Origin of the sequence: Kitasatospora sp. NPDC093550 (assembly GCF_044764985.1) — a bacterium.
Classification (GTDB): Bacteria; Actinomycetota; Actinomycetes; order Streptomycetales; family Streptomycetaceae; genus Kitasatospora.
On sequence record NZ_JBIWJF010000003.1, the window covers coordinates 206,556 to 223,102 of the forward strand.

Here is a 16,547-nt window from a genome sequence, read left to right on the forward strand (position 1 = left end):
CGGATTCTCGGCGGGGGCGCGCCACGGGCGGGCCTTACGCCCCCTCGGGCGCGGTCCGCCGCAGCGTGACCCATCCTTGATCGCCGCCCCCTGCTCCGTCGTCATCCAGGCGCAGGCCGTTTGTGTACTGCGGACGCAGTACGGCCCTCCCCCGTACGGAGGAGCGCACGCCGGGTGTCCGGAGTAGCCCTCCTACCTGCGGCGGAAGCAGTCGGGTCACCCGTGCGGGCGGCGACGACGGGCAGTGACCCCGCCGGTCGAAGTAGCGTGATGTGCCTGACCCGACCGTTTCCATACGGTTCGGGAGGATCCGACCCGATCGGTGCTGCTCGCGCAGCCCGCCGCCGGAGGTGCCCCATGGGCGTTCCAGCCGCCCGCATCGTGTTCGACGAGAGCGACCGCGCGGCCGTCGCCGAGGCGGTGGCCGAGATGCTCACCACCGGCGCCCTCACCCTCGGTCCGTGGACCGAGCGCTTCGAGCAGGCCTTCGCCACCGAGCACGGCGCCTCGCACGCCGTCGCGGTGAGCAGCGGCACGGCCGCGCTGGAGATGATCCTGCGCACCGTGGACGTCCGGGGCCGCGACGTGGTCGTGCCCGCCGTCACTTTCTACGCGACCGCCGGCGCGGTGGTCCACGCGGGCGGGCGGCCGGTCTTCGCCGACGTCGACCCGGCCACGCTGGCGCTCTCCCCCGAGACCCTGGAGGCGGTCCTCACCCCGGAGACCGCCGCCGTCGTCCTGGTGCACATCGGCGGACTGGTCACCCCGCGGGTCGACGAGCTGCGGGCGCTGTGCGACCGGCGCGGCATCCCGCTGATCGAGGACGCCGCGCACGCCCACGGCAGCAGCGTCGGCGGACGCGCCGCCGGGACCTTCGGGCTGGCCGGGGCCTTCTCCTTCTACCCGACCAAGGTCACCACCAGCGGCGAGGGCGGCATGATCCTCACCGAGTCGCCGGAACTGCGCGACGAGGCCCGGATCTACCGCGACCAGGGCAAGGGCTCCTTCACCACCAACCACCACGTGCTGCTCGGCTACTCCTGGCGGATGAGCGAACTCCACGCGGCGGTCGGCGCGGTGCACCTGCGCCGGCTCAAGGAGTTCATCGAGACCCGCCGGGCCGTGGCCCGCCGCTACGACGCGGCGCTGGCCGGACTGGACGGCCTGGAGCCGGTGCTCGAACCGCCCGGCTGCCGGAGCAACTACTACAAGTACGTGGCGCTGCTGCCGCCCGGCACCGATCGCGCGGCGTTCAAGCGGGCGGTGGCCGAGGAGTACGGCGTGCGGCTGTCCGGCGAGGTCTACGACCTGCCGCTGCACCTGCAGCCGGTGCTCGCACCGTACCGGCGCGGGCCGCTGCCGGTGGCCGAGGACGTCTGCGCGCGGCAGGTCTGCCTGCCCGTGCACTCCGACATGACGGTGGACGAGACGGAGCAGGTCATCGAGGCCGTCTCCGCGGTGCACCGGCGGCTGGCCGGCTGACCGACCGGCCGGAGCGAAGGGAGCAAGAACGTGCGGATAGCCGTCACCGGAGGCTGCGGATTCATCGGCTCACACGTCGTGGACCACCTGATCGCGGCCGGCCACGACGTCCTCGCGGTGGACACCACCGACAAGTACCTCAACCCCGACGCCGAGCACGCGCGGATCGACGTCCTCGACCTCAAGGCCCTCACCTCCGCCCTGGCGGGCAGCGAGGTGGTCTACCACCTCGCCGCGATGGCCGACGTCGAGCAGGTCTCCGCCGACCCGGTCCGCGCCGTGCGGGCCAACATCGACGGCACCGAGGCCGTCCTGGAGGCCGCCCGGCGCAGCGGACTCAGCCGGACCGTCCTGGCGAGCACCGTCTGGGTCTACGGCGCCGCCCTCGCCGGCGAACAACTCGGCGGCGAAGAACAGGAGTTGGACGAGCACGTACCGATCGAGCTGGAGCACAGCGGCCACCTGTACGTGGCCACCAAGCTCGCCGCCGAGATGCTGGTGCACAGTTACCGGGAGCTGTACGGGCAGCACTTCACCATCCTGCGCTACGGCATCCCGTACGGGCCCCGGATGCGCGACGAACTGGTCGTCGCCCGGTTCGTCCAGGCCGCGCTGGCCGGCCGGCCCATCACCATCGCCGGCGACGGGCGGCAGAGCCGCAACTTCGTCTACGTCGAGGACCTCGCCGACGCCCACGTCCGGGCGCTCTCCCCCGCCGCCGAGGACCAGACCTTCGCCCTGGAGGGCTCCACCGCCGTCTCGGTGCGCGACATCGCCGACACCGTCGACGACCTGCTCGGGCCCGTCAGCATCGAGCACATCGGCGGCCGGAAGGCCGACTACGCGGGGCGGCGGATCTCCTCCGCGCAGGCCAAGCGGCTGCTGGGCTGGTCGCCGCGGACCAACTTCGCGGACGGCGTACGGCGTTACGCCGACTGGTACCGGGCCGCCACCACCTCCACCACCGCCTGACCGGGGCCGCCCGATGCCGCACGCCCTGCTGATCTCCGGCTCGCTCGGCCAGGGCCACGACGTCATGGCCCAGGCCTGCGCGGACAGTCTGCGGGAACACGGCTGGACCACCGACACCGTCGACGCGATGGCCCTGCTCGGCCGGCGCTCGGGCGCGGCCGGGGAGGCGGTGTTCCGCCGGTTGCTCGACCTGCCCGGGGTGTACGACGCCTTCCACTTCTCGGCACTGCGGCCGGGCGCCCGGCTCGCCCTGCTCGCCGACGCGGCGGCCCGCTCCCGGCTGGTCCCGGCGCTGCGGCGGCTGGTCGAGGCACAGCGGCCGCAGCTGGTGGTCTCGGTGTTCGCCACCGCGACCTCGGCGGTCAACCGGCTGCAGGAGTGGGGGCGGGGGCGGGAGTTCCGGCACTTCGTCTTCTGCACCGACGTGACGCCGCACCGGCTCTGGGTGCAGGAGGGCACCGACCTGTTCCTGGTCACCTCGGAGGTCGCCGCCTGCGCGGTGCGGCGGTACCGGCCGGAGGCCGACATCGCCGTGCTGCCCGCGCCGCTGCGGCAGCCCTTCTACCGGCCGCCCGAACGCGCCGCGGCACGCGGGGAACTGGGCGTGCCCGTGGACGCCCCGTGCGTGCTGCTGATGTCCGGCTCCTGGGGGCTCGGGCCGCTCGCCCGGACCGCCGCCTCGCTCGCCGCCGCCGGACCGCACGTGCTCGCCGTGGCCGGGCGCAACCGCGAACTCGCGCGCCGCCTGCAGGCCGCCGCGCGCCGACAGCCCCGGCTCCACCCGTTCGGCTACACCGACCGCGTCCCCGCCCTGATGACCGCCGCCGACCTCGTCGTCACCAGCTCCGGTGACACCTGCAGCGAGGCCCGGGCGCTCGGCCGGCGGCTCCTGCTCCTCGACGTCGTCCAGGGGCACGGGCGCGACAACCTCCAGCACGAACTCGAACTCGGCCACGCCGACGTCACCTCCGCCCGCCCGGCCGAGGTCGTCCGCAACGCCCTCGCGGCGCTGCGCCGGCCGTCGCCCCGCCCGTCCGCCGGCGCCACGCCGGACGCCTGGCGGGAGGGGTTCGGGGCGGCGCTGCACCGGGTCGGGCTCGGGTAGCTCCACCGGCGGGGCCTGCGGACGGGGCTCAGGAGAGCGGGAGCGCGTGGTCGCGGAGGGGGCTGGTGGCGAGGCGGCGGGCGCCGTCGAGTCGTACGGCGGGAGCCGCGCGCCGCAACGGGGCTGCGGGCGGACGACGGGGGAATGCGGACGGGGCTCAGGAGAGCGGGAGCGCGTGGTCGCAGAGGGGGCCGAGGGTGAGGCGGCGGGTGCGGCAGTGGGCGGCGATCAGGGGCAGGGCGGCGAGGGTGGCGCGCCAGGAGCCGGGCGCGGAGGTGCAGTCGGAGTCGTGCAGCAGGAGCGTCGCGCCGCCGGTGAGGCCGGGGCGGGCGGTCGCGTAGACCGAGGCGCCGGTGGCCTCCGCCGTCCAGTCTCGGCCCCAGGCCGTCCACAGCACGCTGCGCAGGCCGAGCCGGCGGGCCGCCAGGGCCGGACCGGCGGTCAGCACGCCGTACGGCGGGCGGTACCAGAGCGGGCGGGCGCCGCAGAGCTCGGTGACCGCCTCGCTGGCGCGGCGCAGTTCGCGCAGGTCGCGGGCCGGGGCCGGGTACCACTGCTGCCGGTGGTGCCAGCCGTGCACGGCGACCTCGTGGCCGCGCCGCACCAGCTCCCGGCCCAGTGCGGGAGCGCGCTCCAGCATCGCGCCGAGCAGGAAGAAGGTGGCACGGGCGCCGAGTTCGTCCAGCGCGTCGAGCACGTACGGGGTGCTGCGCGGATCGGGGCCGTCGTCGAAGGTCAGCGCGATGTGGCCGGCCGCGGCGCCGTGGCCGGCCGTGCGGCGGGCCAGGGTGCGGCGCAGCGGGGGCAGGCGGACGGCGGCCGGGGCGAGGTGCAGGAACTCCACGGCGGCCGCGGCGGCGAGGGCCCTGCTCGCGGTCTTCACCCGGGGCTCACCCGAAGCGCGAGGCCATCCGGCGGAACACCCCCGGCGCGACGCCGTGGACGCGGGCCGGGAAGCCGAGCCAGTGCGGGACGTAGAGGCGGTCGCGTTCGGTGCTGATGGTCGCGATCACGGTGTCCGCGACCCGCTCCGCCGAGACGGCGCGCGGCCGTTCGCGGTGGTAGGGCGTGCCGCGCCGGTCGAAGAACGGGGTGTCCACCGCTCCCGGGAGCACCAGGCGCACTCCCACGCCCGTACCGCGCAGCTCGTACCAGAGGCTCTCGGCGAACATGCTCAGCCCGCCTTTGGTGGCCGCGTAGCCCGACTCGTCGCGCACGCCGACCTGACCGGCCATCGAGCCCAGCAGCACGATCCGGCCGTGCCGACGCTCCAGCATGCCGGGCAGGAGGAGGCGGACCAGGCGCAGCGGGGCGGCGAGGTTGACCTCGATCATCCGGTCCAGGGTGTCGGAGGGGGTTTCCGCGAACGGACCGCGCCAGCCGAGACCGGCGCTGGCGACCAGGGCGTCCACCCGGCTGGCCTCGGCCAGGGCCGCGTCGGCGAGCCGGCGCGGGCCGTCCGGTTTGCCGAGGTCCTCGGGCAGCGCCAGGCCGCCGGTGCGCTCGGCGGCCTCGTCGAGGCGGGCCCGGTCGGTGCCGGAGAGCAGGGTCTGCCAGCCCGCCTCGGCCAGCCGGACCGCGGTGGCGAGTCCGATGCCGGAGGAGGCGCCGGTGATCAGCGCGACCGGGCGCTCGGTCGGCGCCGACCGCCGGGATCGGGGGTGGGGTTCCGACCGGGGTTCCTCCGTCATCGCGCACCTGCCGCTCTGGGGCCGTCTCGCCGTCGTTCCGTCACGCCGTCCGTTTTGTCCGGCAAGTCACCTTCGCACGGCGGAGCCGTCCGGGCTACCGGGGCGGGACGGCGGCGGCTCCGCGCCGCGGCCGGGCTCGGCCCCGGCGCCCGGCCGCGCGGCCGACGGTCCGGCCGAGCCGCCCTCCAGTTCGCCGAAGCGGGACAGCAGGAAGGTGCCGCCCACCGCCACCGCGAAGCCGGTCAGCGCGCACCACTCGAAGCCGGGCCGCGCGGCGTCGCCGAGGGCCGCCACCCCGACCAGGGCCGGGCCGAAGGTCTCGGCCACCGTCCCGGCGGCGGTCGCGGCCGTCACCGTGCCGCGCTGCAGGGCCAGCGCGTACGCGAGGTAGCCGCCCAGGCCGCCGACGGCCAGGGCGTAGGCGGCGGGGTCGGTGAGCACCGCCGACGGGCCGGAGGCGTCCATGACCCGCACGGCAAGGCTGGTCACCCCGAAGCCGATCCCGGCCAGCAGGCCCAGCCCGGCGGCGGCCGCGGTGCCGTTGCGGCGCACCAGGACCAGGGTGGCGAGCAGCATGACGGCGGTGGTGGCGAGCAGCGCCCAGTGGAAGGCGGCCGGGGCGTGGTTGCGGCCCTCCTCCCCGGAGCCGAGCGCCAGCAGGGTCAGGCCGACCACGACGGCGACGATGCCCGCGAGGTCCGCCCGGTGCAGCCGAGCGCCCAGCAGCCAGACGGCGGCCAGCGCGGTGACGGCCAGGCTGGCGTTGGTGACAGCCTGCACCAGGAAGAGGGGGAGGGTGCGCAGGGCGACGATGCTCAGCACGAAGCCCACGATGTCCAGCAGCGTCCCGGCCAGGAACTGCCAGGAACGCACCAGCGCGGCCAGCAGGCCGGCCCGCACCCGGTCGGCCCGCGGGGCCGAGCGGGCGCCGCGCGCCTGGAAGACCGCCCCGAACCCGAAGCAGACGGTCGCGACCAGCGCGGTGGTGAGTCCCAGCAGCATGCGTCTCCCAACGTCGTGGGGCAGCATCGGTCCACCACCAGTCTGGGCCCGGCGGGACGGGGGCGCACGGGTGACGGGCCACGCCGGAAGCGGGGCCGGGCCCGGCGGTCGACAGCGCGGCGGAGGGAGCGGCCGGCCGGCGGAGCGGCCCGCCCGGCGGGGGGGTGCCCCCGCCGGGCGGGCGGTGCCCCGGCAGGGGGTGCTCCCCTGCCGGGCGGGCGTCAGCCCAGGACGGAGGCGAGCAGGGTTGCGGTCGTGGCGACGAGGGCTTCGTCCTTGACGGCGGCCTCGTCGGGCCTGGTGGTCAGGACGGCGAGGACGACCGGCGCGCCGGCCGGGGTCCACGCGATGCCGACGTCGTTGGCCGTTCCGTACCGGCCGCTGCCGGTCTTGTCCGCGAGGGCCCAGTCCGCCGGGAGGCCCTTGCGGAAGCGGTTCTTGCTGGTCGTGTTGCCGCGCAGCCAGGTGGTGAGCTGCTCGCGCTTGGCGGGCGGCAGGGCGTGGCCGAGGGTGAGGCGGCGGTAGGTGCGGGCGATGGCGCGCGGGGTGGTGGTGTCGGTGACCCGGTCCGGTTCGGCCGAGTTGAGTTCGGTCTCCCAGCGGTCGAGGCGGGTGATGCGGTCGCCGGTCGAGCGGCAGAAGTCGGTGACGGCCGTCGGTCCGCCGAGTTCGCGCAGCAGCAGGTTGCCGGCGGTGTTGTCGCTGTGGTCGATGGCCGCCTGGCAGAGCTCGGCGACCGTCATCCCGTCCGCCAGGTGCTGCCAGGCGGTGTCCGAGGTCTCCTTGCCGCCGGCCCTCGTGATGTCGTCCGCCGTGTAGTGGATCCGCTTGGCGAGGAACTCGCCGTCCCGGTCCAGGTCGCGCAGGACGGCGGCGGCCGCGAGGGTCTTGAAGACCGAGCACATCGGGAACAGTTCGTCGGCGCGGTAGCGGACCGTCCGCCCGGTCGACACGTTCTGGGCGAACACGCCGAGGCGGGCGCCGTGTTCCCGCTCCAGGGCGGCGAGCCGGCGGTGGGCGTCGGATCCGCCCTCCGCGTACGCCGGCCCGCCGGTCGAGGCCGTGACGGCGACGGCCGCTCCGAGGCCGAGCCCCAGGACGGCGCGGCGGCTGGGTCGGGCTTCCGAAGACTGCGTGGACATGGTCCCCCCTCTATCCGAATGTCGCGGCCGGTAGCCGCTTCCGGAGTCACAGGACGCCACCCGCGCCCCGATGGTTCGTCGACGGCGGAAATCGGAGGGGAAATGATCCGGACGGGTCACGGTTTGAGAGCGACCGCCGCGTACAGCGAAGCCTCCGCGGCCTGGATGGCGGGCTCGTCGGCCGACGGGCGCCAGTGCGGTGTCGGGACGGGCCCCGGGGGGAGGAAGGTCCAGCCCACGAAGAAGCGGACGAACTCGGGGAGGGTGCGGGCCTGCCCCACCGTACCGGCGGATTCGTAGATGCGGGTCAGGTCGGCGATGTCCTGCGGGGCGAAGTCGGGGGTGACGTGGGAGATCACCAGTGCGCTGCCCCGGGCGAGCACGGACTTGAGGTGCTCGACGAGCGCGTGCGCGCCCAGGTCGTCGGGGACGAAGTGGAGCAGGGCGTTGAGGGAGAGGGCGACGGGGCGGTCGAGGTCGATGGTGTCGCGCAGGCCGGGTGCGGCGAGCAGCCGGTCGACGTCCCTGACGTCGGCCTCGACGTAGGCGGTGCGGCCCTCCGGGGTGCCGGTGAGCAGGGCCTGCGCGTGCGAGAGGACGATCGGGTCGTTGTCGACGTAGACGACCCGGGCGGCGGGGTGGACCCGCTGGGCGACCTCGTGGAGGTTGGGCGAGGTGGGGATCCCCGTGCCGATGTCGAGGAACTGGTCGAAGCCGGCCTCGGCGAGGGCGCGGGTGGACCGGTGCATGAAGGAGCGGTTGGCGCGGGCGGCGGTGCGCAGCCAGGGTGCGACGGCGAGGGCGTGGCCGGCGGCCTCGCGGTCGGCGGCGAAGTTGGTGAATCCGCCGAGGAAGTAGTCGTACATCCGGGCCGAGTGCGGCACGTTCAGCCGCAGGTCCACTCCGTCGAACAGACCCATCGCGTCTCCCCCTTGCTGCGGCACTGGATCGCATGACTGCCCACGGTATCCGGGAGCCAACCGCGGGCCGCACCGGCGTCAACCAGTCACCAGATCCCATGAGATGACGATCTGTATTCACTGCGCAGCCTGGAGTGACAAGCCTGATGGAATGAGGATGGTCACGGACAGCCCGACCCTCGGGTGGCCCGGCGAGCAGTCGACGGCCACGGAAAGCAGGCTCGATGACGATCGACAGGGGTGCCCCCGTGCGCGGGTACCGGGCCGGCACGGCAGTGGAGTCCACCGGTGGGCCGGAGCCGGAGAACACGGTCGGCACGGACCTCGGTCTCCGCCTGGACCTCACCTACGCGGCCTTCTGCGAGACGCATGAACCCGCCTGGCACGCCCTGGCGTTGACCAGGATAGGAAGCCAGGCCGACGCCGCCCTGGTGGTCGAGGCGGTCAAGTCCGACCTGGCGCGCTGCTGGCCCCAGGTGCTGCGGTTCGAGGAACCGGCCGCGTACGCCTGGCGGTTGGCCAACCGGCACGTCTCGGACTGGGTGTCCGCCGAGGAGCCGGTGGAGGTCGAGGCGGTCACCTTCGCGGCGGTGATCGGCGCGTTCAAGCAGGTGGCGAACGGCCTGCTGCACAGCGAGGCGGACGAGGTGCGGCTGTACGCGGCGATCCTCGACCTCCCGGACCGCCAAAGGGACGTGGTGATCCTGCGCTACCTGCTGGGCCTGCACGTCAAGGTGATCGCGGCGTACCTCGGCCGACCGGTGGCGACGGTGCACTCCAACCTCCGGCACGCCCGCGAGCGCCTGGCGCGCCGGCTCGGGGTCGGCGAACTCCCGGACCGCGGAGGTGACCTGTGACGGACGGGCGGCCGGTCGAGCCCTCGCCGAGCGGGGCGTGCACGACGGGCGGGGGGCGCGCGGTGTTCCACGTGCCCCGGGCCGAACGCGCCCACGCCGAGCGGATCGCCGAGGTCCGCCAGGCCCGGCTGACGGCCGCCCCGGCCCACCTGCCTTCGGAGCACGAGCAGGCGGCCTTCGAGCTGGGCCTGGTGGTGGCCCTCGTCCTGGGCGCGCCGGACGCCTCCCGCGGCCTCGACCTGCTGGTCAACGCGCGCCGGATCGAGCCGGAGGGGGCGGAGGTGTTCGGGGCACTGCTGTACGCCACCGGCAAGGAGGAGGGCGCCGAGTTCTGGTGGCGCTTCGCGGCCGGTTCGGGCAGCGGGACGGCCGCCTACTGCCTGCACCTGCACCACCTGATGCTCGGCGAGACCGAGGACGCCGACTACTGGCGGGCCTGGTCGGACCAGCTGGCCACCGCCGAACGCCCGACCGGGCCACGCCCCTTGCGGATGACCAGACCGCTGCTGCCGGAGGACGTCCGGCGCGACATCCTGTCCCGGGTGCACCGCGGGCTGGCGCCGCAGCTGCCGCCCGCACTGGTCGCGGTGATCGACCGGCTGCCGCTGCAGGGCGACGACGCCGAGGAGGTCCCGAGCCCGTGGGGGCTCACCTCGGGGGCGACCTCCTCCTGTTCGTGGGACCTCGCGCGGGGGCTCGCCGCCGACGGGGCGGACGCGCCGGAGTGAGGGGGGACGGTCCGTCGGGGTGGGCGGCGAGGACCCGTCGGGGTGAGCGGACCGCGGCGACCGCTGGTCATCCCTTCAGGTGAGTCGGGCGCATCGGGCGAGTCGGGAAAGCCGGTCAGTCCGCACACGTCGGTCGGGGTGGGCGGTTCAGGTGGGTGTCGGGGCGCCTTCAGGTCAGGACGAGCGCTTCAGGTGAGGGGCGGGCGCTTCAGGTGAGGGCGGAGAGCCGGGCGACGATCTCCGGGTCGCGGCCGTGGCCGGACTCGACCTCCTCGCCGTCCGGCGTCGCGCGCCGGACCACGTAACGGTGCGGCGCCATCGCGGTGTCGCGCCCCGGCAGAGCGGCGACGACGGCACGGTGGGCGGCGGCCGGGTCGAGTGCGGGATCGGCGGTGGTGATCTCGGCTACCAACTCGTTGTCCCTGAAGGCGAGTCGATGGCTCCCCACGGCGGCGTCCAGCAGGTCGCGGACCGCCGCGAGGTCGATCCAGTTGCCGTCGACCAACCGCCACTCGTCATCGCGCGCGTCGGCCGACGGGCCGAGCACGGCGGGCAGGTCGGCGAGCAGCACCGGGCCCTCCGCGGCGGCCGCGAGCACCGCGAGCAGGGCCCGGGCGAAGCCCTCCGCCTCCTCGGGGTCGAGCACCTGGGGGCAGGCGACGAGGACGAAGTCCAGGCTGCCGGTGATCCGCAGGATGGCGAGCATCAGCCGGACCGGCAGCACCGGGCTGGGCAGCGGGGTCAGTTCGGGATCCGCGGACGGGAGCGGTTGCGCCTGCGCCACGGCGGGCGGGACGGTGAGGCTCAGGTCGTTGACGACCACCTGGCGGGCGAACCGGGAGCCGCGCCGGTGGGCGACGTCCTCGACCAGCTGCCAGACCTGCTCGGCGTCCAGGATGCTGTGCCAATAGGCTTTCAGCGAAGCCGACTTGGCGCGCCCGATCAGCTGGTCGAGGTCCGCAGCATCGGCGTCCAGCAGGATCAGCGCGTCCTGCGCGAGGGTGCCGACGTGGTCGATCAGCTCGGCCTGGTGGCGGTTGGCCGAGAGCGCCGACATCACCAGCTCGCCCCGGCGGCCCGCCCGGTGGGCGACCAGCGCGGCGAACGCGGCGAGCAGGACCACGGACGGGCTGGCGCCGACCCGCCGGCAGACGGCGGCGAGGTGGTCGGCCCCCGCCTGCGAACGCACCATCAGGGCGGCGTGGTCGCGCGGCGGGCCGGTGACGCGCGCGTCGGCGAAGACGGTGTGCGGGCCCGTGCCCAGCACCCGGGCCCAGTGCCGCAGGCTCGCCGCCGCCTTCCGCCGGCCCTGCTTGCTCTGCTCCGCAGCCGCGAGCCGCAGCGGGGTGGGGGCGGCGACCGCGGGCAGCTGCTTCCCGGCGGCCAGGGCGTACCAGTCCTGGATGAGGACGGCGGTGGCGGCGCCGTCGGCACCCGCGTGGCAGACCACGGCGGCCAGGCGCAGCAGCCGCTCGCCCCGGGCGACCAGGGTGAACCGGATCCGGGGCGCCGCCGTGAGGTCGAACCGGACGGGGAGGTCCTCCCGACCCAACCGGGCTGCCAGCGCGTCCAGTCGTCCGTCGTCCTCGGTGCCGCCGTCCACCACGGCCACGGTGAACCGGCCGCTCGGGTGCACCACCTGGCGATCCGGGAAGCCGTCCGGGCCGGAGCCCACCGGGAAGGAGGTCCGCAACGACTCGTGCCGCTCGACCAGCAGGCGAAGGGCGACCAGGCCCGAGGAGAGCGAGGTGCCGGGCGGCACCGGCCAGACGGAGTCCTTGTTGATCTGCTCCGGGGCGGAGCTGCGGATGCAGCGGATCATGTTGTCCTGGCCGCGGGTGAGCGGGCCGGAGCCGCTGCTCGCGGCCGCGAACCGGACGGCGATCCGCCGGTCGGCCGGCCGGCCGCCGCTCGGAGCCGCGGCGTGCGGGGCCGCCTCGCGGGGAGGCGTCTCGCCGGGGGCCGTCTCGCGGGGGATCAGGTCGTGCGGAGTCACGTCGTTCGCGCCTTTCGGCTCGCCGGGAGGGGGCTGGGGCCTGCCCTGGGCCGGGATGCGATCGGGACGCTACCAGTGGCCTCGAAGGTTGGTCCAGACCACAGTCGACCGCATTCGATGGATCGTCAATTTCCCTGCCATACAGATGAGTTGACATGTAACGGCAGTTCTCCGAGCGTGGCCACCGCGGCCCGGAACGGCCCCGGGACCGGGACGTCGCAGAGCCTGACCGGACCGGGACCGAGGGCGCCCGGGTCCCCCACCAGCACCGGGGACGGACCCGCCACCGACACCCCGAAGGACTGCGTCAGCCGCCCGCCGTACGCCTTCACGCAGGCCTCGCGGCGGCACCAGAGCGCGGTGAACCGAGCCGCCCGCTCGGAGGGCTCGGCCGGCTCGGCGACCGAGCGCGCCTCCTCGAACGGGAACCAGCGGGCCGCCATCCGCTCGGCCGTCCGGGCGTCGTGGAGCCGCTCGACGTCGACACCGACCGCGCGCCCCTCGGCGAGGGCCAGCACCCCGAGCGCACCCGAGGCGGACCAGCTCACCCCCAGGCCCTCGGCACCCTCGACCTCGGGCTTCCCGTTCGGACCGCGCCGCCAGACCAGCCCGGCCGGGCGCACCCCGAGCCGGGCCCCGACCAGCTGCCGGACGGCGCCGCGCACCACGGTGAAGCGGCTGCGCAGCTCCGGACTCGCGCCGGCCGTCCGGGCGCGCTCCCGCGGATCGAGCAGCTGCCACAACTCCTCGACGAAGCTCGCGGGTTGCTCCGCATCGATGCACCAGAACCCGATCCCGGTCACGGGAGCGTCAGCATGCTGAGCACCCCGAGCCGCCGGTCGTACCCGGCGAGCAGGACCGGCCGCTCCCGCGCCCGCCAGCGTGGCAGGTGCTCGGCCAGCCGCTCCCAGAGGCCGGTGAACGGCTGGGCCGGTGGGGCCTGTTCCGGGTCGAAGCCGCCGTCGAGCACGACGTCCACCCCGGGCCCCAGCTCCTCGGCCCGGGCCCGTACGGCCTGCTCCGGCAGGGACGGCGCCGGTGCGGCCTGCTCCGGTGCGGCCTGCTCCGGTGCGGACGGCGCCGGGGCGCCCGGGAACTGCCGAACGGCCAGGCCGGGGCCGGGGGCCTCCTCGCAGACCAGCACCACCGCCGCGTGCCGCTGCGGCAGTGCGACCGGCTCCGACGGTTCGTAGTGCAGGGCGGTCTGCTCGGCGAGCACCACCACGGCCCGCCGGCAGGCGCCGGTGCGCTGGTGCTCGGCGGCCAGCCGCAGGGCGGTGAACGCGGCGGCGGTGCCCTGGTCGCAGATCGCGAAGGCGAGCGGACCGCCGGGTACGGAGCGGCTGAGCGCGAGCGAGGACGGCGCGCCGGGGCGGACGTCCGGGGTGTCGAAGGCGAGGATCAGCAGGTCCACCGGCTGGTCCTCGGCGAGTGCCTCGCGCAGCAGTCCGGCGGCGAGCTCCTCGTAGGAGTGGCCGGCGCCCTCGCGCAGCAGGTCCTCGCGCAGGGGCAGGCCGTAGGGGCGGACCAGGTCGGAGACGAATGCCCGCAGGTCCGGGTCGAGCGCGGTCTCCGAGCGGCCGTCGGAGCACCGGGCGAGCGCCCGGGTGATCCGCAGGCCGGAGGGGCCGGGGGCCACCCGGTCAGTCCTCGGGGATGACGTGTCCGGCGACGTACTCGGCGAGCCTGGTGACCGAGCGCAGGTCGTCCTCGGTGATCTGCTCGACGTCCACCTGGATGTCCAGGGACTCCTCCAGTTCCAGGATGAGTTCGATGGTGCCGGCGGAGGTGAGGCCGAGGTCGTCGAAGAGGCAGGCGTCCTGCGGGATCTCGGGCAGTTCGCGCTTGAGGACGCGCGGCAGGAGTTCGCCGATGCCGTGCAGGATGCGCTCCCGCAGCTCGGGGTCAGTGGTCTGGACCACGGGTTCTGACATGGGGGTACCGTCCCGTCGTACGTGGGAAGTGCGCCCTGAGGGCTTCGGGATGTGGCCGACGATCCCCGGTCACTGACCGGTCGTCAGCACTGCAGGGCCATCGCGGAGAAGGTGGCTCCGACGCCGGCGGCGGCGATCAGGTAGGGGTCGCCGCGGCGGAGTAGCCCCCGCGTGGAGGCGGTGTGAAGATTGATGAGGCCGTCTGCAGCGAAACTGTGCCCGACCGACCGCACGTTGTCCAGCACGACTTTCTCGATCGGGTAGCCGATGCGGCGCGCGATCATCCGCCAGGAGGCCTGGTTGACGTTGTGCGGGAGGATCGCGGCCAGGTCGGAGAGGTCCAGACCGGCCTGGTCGAGGGCGGCCTCGATCGCCTCGACCATCACGTTCGGGTACTCGCGCTGGTAGCGGGCGAGCAGGTCCGGGTCCCCGGCCAGCCGGCCGTCGAACTCCGGGCGCTGGCGCACCGCGAAGGAGAGCACCCGGTGGCGCTCGCCACCGGCACTGACCAGGCAGGCGGCCGCGCCCTCGGCGAAGATGCCGGTCTCGGGCACCACTTGGGCGTCCTTGGTGAAGGTCTTCTCCCCCGCCAGGACCAGCGCGAGCGCCGCCGGATCGGGATCGGAGGCCAGCAGCCGCCCGGCCAGGTCGATGGCCAGCAGGCCCACCGCGCAGGCGTGGTGGGTCACCGTGAAGGCGTTGGCGTGCGCGAGGCCGCGGGCGGCGAGCAGCTCGTGCAGGGGGTTCAGCGGGTGGGGCACCGCCACCGGCATGCTGCGGGCGTGGATCACGAAGCGGATGTCGCGTTCGCGTCCGCGCAGCTCCGGCAGGCCGCCCAGGGCGGCGTCGAGCAGGTCGGGCAGCGTCCCGGCCGGATCCAGACGCAGCTGGTCCAGGCCGTGGAAGCGGCGGAAGAGACGGAGTTGACGTGGGGTCAGGCCGATGCGCTCGCCCACCGCCTCGATGGGCACGGCGTGTGGGGGGAGGTGAACGGCCACTGCCTCCAGTGCGGTCACGCGGGCTAGTATTCCGACGCCCGCCGGGTCGCACAAGTGATCTCGAACCCCGAGACGCGCCCGCGGGCCCCCGCCGCCGAGGCGGCCACCCTCCCGAATCCGTCGACCGCTCGCCGGTGCGGCCGCCCTTCGCCGCCGCGCCGCCGGGCAGGTGGGAGCTCTGTCATGGCACACCCCGAACCCCCTTCCCCCGCGGCCCGGTTGGATCCGGAGCTGGTCGCGCTGCTGGTCGAGGCCGCCGGCGGGCCGCCCGGTTGGGCGGGCCGCGTCACTCCGGACGCCCGCCTGGACGGCGACCTGCTGCTGGACGAGACCGAACTCGCCGTGCTGGCCGAGCGCCTGCGCGAGCGCTTCGGCCCCGCCGCCGACCTGGCCGCGCTGCGCTCCGCGCTCGACCTGGCCGCACTGGAGGCACTGACGGTCGCCGACCTGCAAGGACTGCTCCCCGAGGAGGGTGCCCGATGACCCGGTTCCTGCTGGTGATGCCCCCGTTGACCGGACACGTCAACCCGGCCGCGGGCATCGCCGCCGAGCTCACCGCGCGCGGCCACGACGTCGCCTGGACGGGGACGGAGTCGGTGCTGCGGCCGCTCCTCGGCGCCGACGCCCGGGTGCTCGGCACCGGCACCCGGGCGTTCCGGGCGCAGGGCGGGCACGGACTGGCCGCGCTGCGCTCGCTCTGGGAGGGCTTCATCCTCCCCTACGCGCGGTTCACCGCGAAGCCGCTGGACGCCGCCGTCCGGGAGTACCGGCCGGACGTGCTGCTGGTCGACCAGCACACCCCGGCGGGTGCGCTGGTCGCGCACCGCCACGGGCTGCCGTGGGCGAGCTTCGCGCCCGGGGCGATGGAACTGGGCCGCCCGTACCGGGCGTTGCCGCGGGTCGAGGCATGGATGACCGGGCTGCTGCGCGGGCTGTGGGAGCGCGCGCGGCTGCCGGCAGAGAAGTACGTGGACCCGCGGTTCTCCCCCGCCCTGGTGGTGGCGACCAGCGGTCCGGCGCTGACCGGCTCCACCGTGCCGCCCTCGCCGGCCCTCGCGGCGGTCGGGCCGGTGATCGCGGACCGTCCGCACGATCCCGGATTCCCGTGGGAGCGGCTGCTGCCGGGCCGCCGCCGGGTACTGGTGACCATGGGGACGCTGGCCGGCGAGCTGGGCGCGGACTTCCTGGCCCGGGCCGTCCGGGCGCTGGAGCTGTGCGGCGGGTCCGTGCAGCCGGTGTTCGCGGCGCCGCGCGCCCTGCTGCCCGAACTCCCGCCGCACGCGCTCGCGGTGGACCGGGCACCGGTGCTGGAGCTGATGGCCCGCGGCGAACTGGACGCGGTGCTGTGCCACGGCGGGATGAACACCGTGGGCGAGGCACTGGCGCATGGACTGCCGCTGGTCACCGCGCCGATCCGGCACGACCAGCCGTTCGTCGCCGCCCGGGTGGCGGCGGTCGGGGCCGGGCCGCGGGTGCCGTTCGCCCGGGTCACCCCGGAGCGGCTGGCAGCGGCGCTGCTGGCCGTCCTCGGGACGACGGCGTACCGGGACAACGCGGTTCGGGTCGGGAAGGACCTGCTGGCCGGCGGCGGCGCGGTGGCGGCCGCGGACCGCTTGGAGGCGCTCGGCCGAGCCGACTGCCCCGGAACCCTTTAGCAGACCGGGAGATCACACGTCCATTGGTCTAGGCCATTGTCTCCGGGTCGGAGTTCGCCCTAGGG

Annotated in this window: 17 protein-coding genes; 7 read left to right on the forward strand and 10 right to left on the reverse strand. The window is 75.1% G+C overall.

All coding sequences use genetic code 11. The features are described 5' to 3' along the window. Positions 1-357: 357 nt before the first annotated feature. From ACIRD3_RS06345 to ACIRD3_RS06355, 3 genes are read left to right on the forward strand one after another with little or no spacing between them, the layout of a single operon-like run. Complete coding sequence (locus ACIRD3_RS06345) at positions 358-1,482, forward strand: DegT/DnrJ/EryC1/StrS family aminotransferase (RefSeq protein WP_402212420.1); 1,125 nt, start codon at positions 358-360, stop codon at positions 1,480-1,482. Between the two features lie 30 nt (positions 1,483-1,512). Then, the gene (locus ACIRD3_RS06350; RefSeq protein WP_402212422.1) at positions 1,513-2,454 is read left to right on the forward strand and encodes an NAD-dependent epimerase/dehydratase family protein; all 942 of its coding nucleotides are present in this window, start codon (positions 1,513-1,515) and stop codon (positions 2,452-2,454) included. A gap of 13 nt (positions 2,455-2,467) precedes the next feature. Beyond that, positions 2,468-3,559: a hypothetical protein gene (locus ACIRD3_RS06355; protein WP_402212425.1), complete on the forward strand. Its 1,092-nt coding sequence runs from the start codon at positions 2,468-2,470 to the stop codon at positions 3,557-3,559. A 157-nt stretch (positions 3,560-3,716) separates the two neighbouring features. Here ACIRD3_RS06355 and ACIRD3_RS06360 read toward each other — a convergent pair whose 3' ends face one another. From ACIRD3_RS06360 to ACIRD3_RS06380, 5 genes are all read right to left on the reverse strand, one after another. Beyond that, the gene (locus ACIRD3_RS06360; protein ID WP_402212426.1) at positions 3,717-4,442 is read right to left on the reverse strand and encodes a polysaccharide deacetylase family protein; all 726 of its coding nucleotides are present in this window, start codon (positions 4,440-4,442) and stop codon (positions 3,717-3,719) included. Between the two features lie 7 nt (positions 4,443-4,449). Further along, positions 4,450-5,250 (reverse strand): SDR family NAD(P)-dependent oxidoreductase, encoded by an 801-nt coding sequence (locus tag ACIRD3_RS06365; protein WP_402212429.1) that lies wholly within the window; start codon positions 5,248-5,250, stop codon positions 4,450-4,452. 66 nt (positions 5,251-5,316) lie between these two features. Further along, positions 5,317-6,252 carry a DMT family transporter gene (locus ACIRD3_RS06370; RefSeq protein WP_402212432.1) on the reverse strand — a complete coding sequence of 312 codons (936 nt, stop codon included), beginning with the start codon at positions 6,250-6,252 and terminating at the stop codon, positions 5,317-5,319. Between the two features lie 221 nt (positions 6,253-6,473). After that, positions 6,474-7,394: a class A beta-lactamase gene (gene bla, locus ACIRD3_RS06375; RefSeq protein ID WP_402212435.1), complete on the reverse strand. Its 921-nt coding sequence runs from the start codon at positions 7,392-7,394 to the stop codon at positions 6,474-6,476. Between the two features lie 116 nt (positions 7,395-7,510). Next, the gene (locus tag ACIRD3_RS06380) at positions 7,511-8,314 is read right to left on the reverse strand and encodes an SAM-dependent methyltransferase (RefSeq protein WP_402212437.1); all 804 of its coding nucleotides are present in this window, start codon (positions 8,312-8,314) and stop codon (positions 7,511-7,513) included. A 224-nt stretch (positions 8,315-8,538) separates the two neighbouring features. On the opposite strand from ACIRD3_RS06380, the gene ACIRD3_RS06385 reads away from it, so the two are divergent. Next, a complete protein-coding gene (locus ACIRD3_RS06385) occupies positions 8,539-9,171 on the forward strand; it encodes an RNA polymerase sigma factor (RefSeq protein ID WP_402212440.1) in 633 nt (210 codons plus the stop codon). A 62-nt stretch (positions 9,172-9,233) separates the two neighbouring features. Beyond that, positions 9,234-9,899: a hypothetical protein gene (locus ACIRD3_RS06390; RefSeq protein WP_402212442.1), complete on the forward strand. Its 666-nt coding sequence runs from the start codon at positions 9,234-9,236 to the stop codon at positions 9,897-9,899. Between the two features lie 208 nt (positions 9,900-10,107). Here ACIRD3_RS06390 and ACIRD3_RS06395 read toward each other — a convergent pair whose 3' ends face one another. The 5 genes from ACIRD3_RS06395 to ACIRD3_RS06415 form a co-directional block, all read right to left on the reverse strand. After that, positions 10,108-11,895, reverse strand: a complete 1,788-nt coding sequence (locus tag ACIRD3_RS06395) for a condensation domain-containing protein (protein ID WP_402212444.1) — start codon at positions 11,893-11,895, stop codon at positions 10,108-10,110. A 125-nt stretch (positions 11,896-12,020) separates the two neighbouring features. Next, positions 12,021-12,698, reverse strand: a complete 678-nt coding sequence (locus ACIRD3_RS06400) for a 4'-phosphopantetheinyl transferase family protein (protein WP_402212447.1) — start codon at positions 12,696-12,698, stop codon at positions 12,021-12,023. Next, positions 12,695-13,534, reverse strand: coding sequence for a hypothetical protein (locus ACIRD3_RS06405; protein ID WP_402212449.1), 840 nt, complete (start codon positions 13,532-13,534; stop codon positions 12,695-12,697). Before ACIRD3_RS06405 ends, ACIRD3_RS06400 begins: the two co-directional genes overlap by 4 nt. Positions 13,535-13,538: 4 nt before the next feature. Beyond that, positions 13,539-13,829 (reverse strand): phosphopantetheine-binding protein, encoded by a 291-nt coding sequence (locus ACIRD3_RS06410; protein ID WP_402212451.1) that lies wholly within the window; start codon positions 13,827-13,829, stop codon positions 13,539-13,541. An 83-nt stretch (positions 13,830-13,912) separates the two neighbouring features. Then, entirely contained in the window at positions 13,913-14,845 is a 933-nt protein-coding gene (locus ACIRD3_RS06415) for a 3-oxoacyl-[acyl-carrier-protein] synthase III C-terminal domain-containing protein (RefSeq protein WP_402212454.1), read from the reverse strand. 165 nt (positions 14,846-15,010) lie between these two features. Between ACIRD3_RS06415 and ACIRD3_RS06420 the strand changes: the two genes are divergently transcribed. Both ACIRD3_RS06420 and ACIRD3_RS06425 read left to right on the forward strand, forming a co-directional pair. Continuing rightward, positions 15,011-15,310: a hypothetical protein gene (locus ACIRD3_RS06420; RefSeq protein ID WP_402212456.1), complete on the forward strand. Its 300-nt coding sequence runs from the start codon at positions 15,011-15,013 to the stop codon at positions 15,308-15,310. Next, positions 15,307-16,482 (forward strand): glycosyltransferase, encoded by a 1,176-nt coding sequence (locus tag ACIRD3_RS06425; protein ID WP_402212459.1) that lies wholly within the window; start codon positions 15,307-15,309, stop codon positions 16,480-16,482. The genes ACIRD3_RS06420 and ACIRD3_RS06425 overlap by 4 nt, the downstream gene beginning before the upstream one ends. Positions 16,483-16,547: the final 65 nt, after the last annotated feature.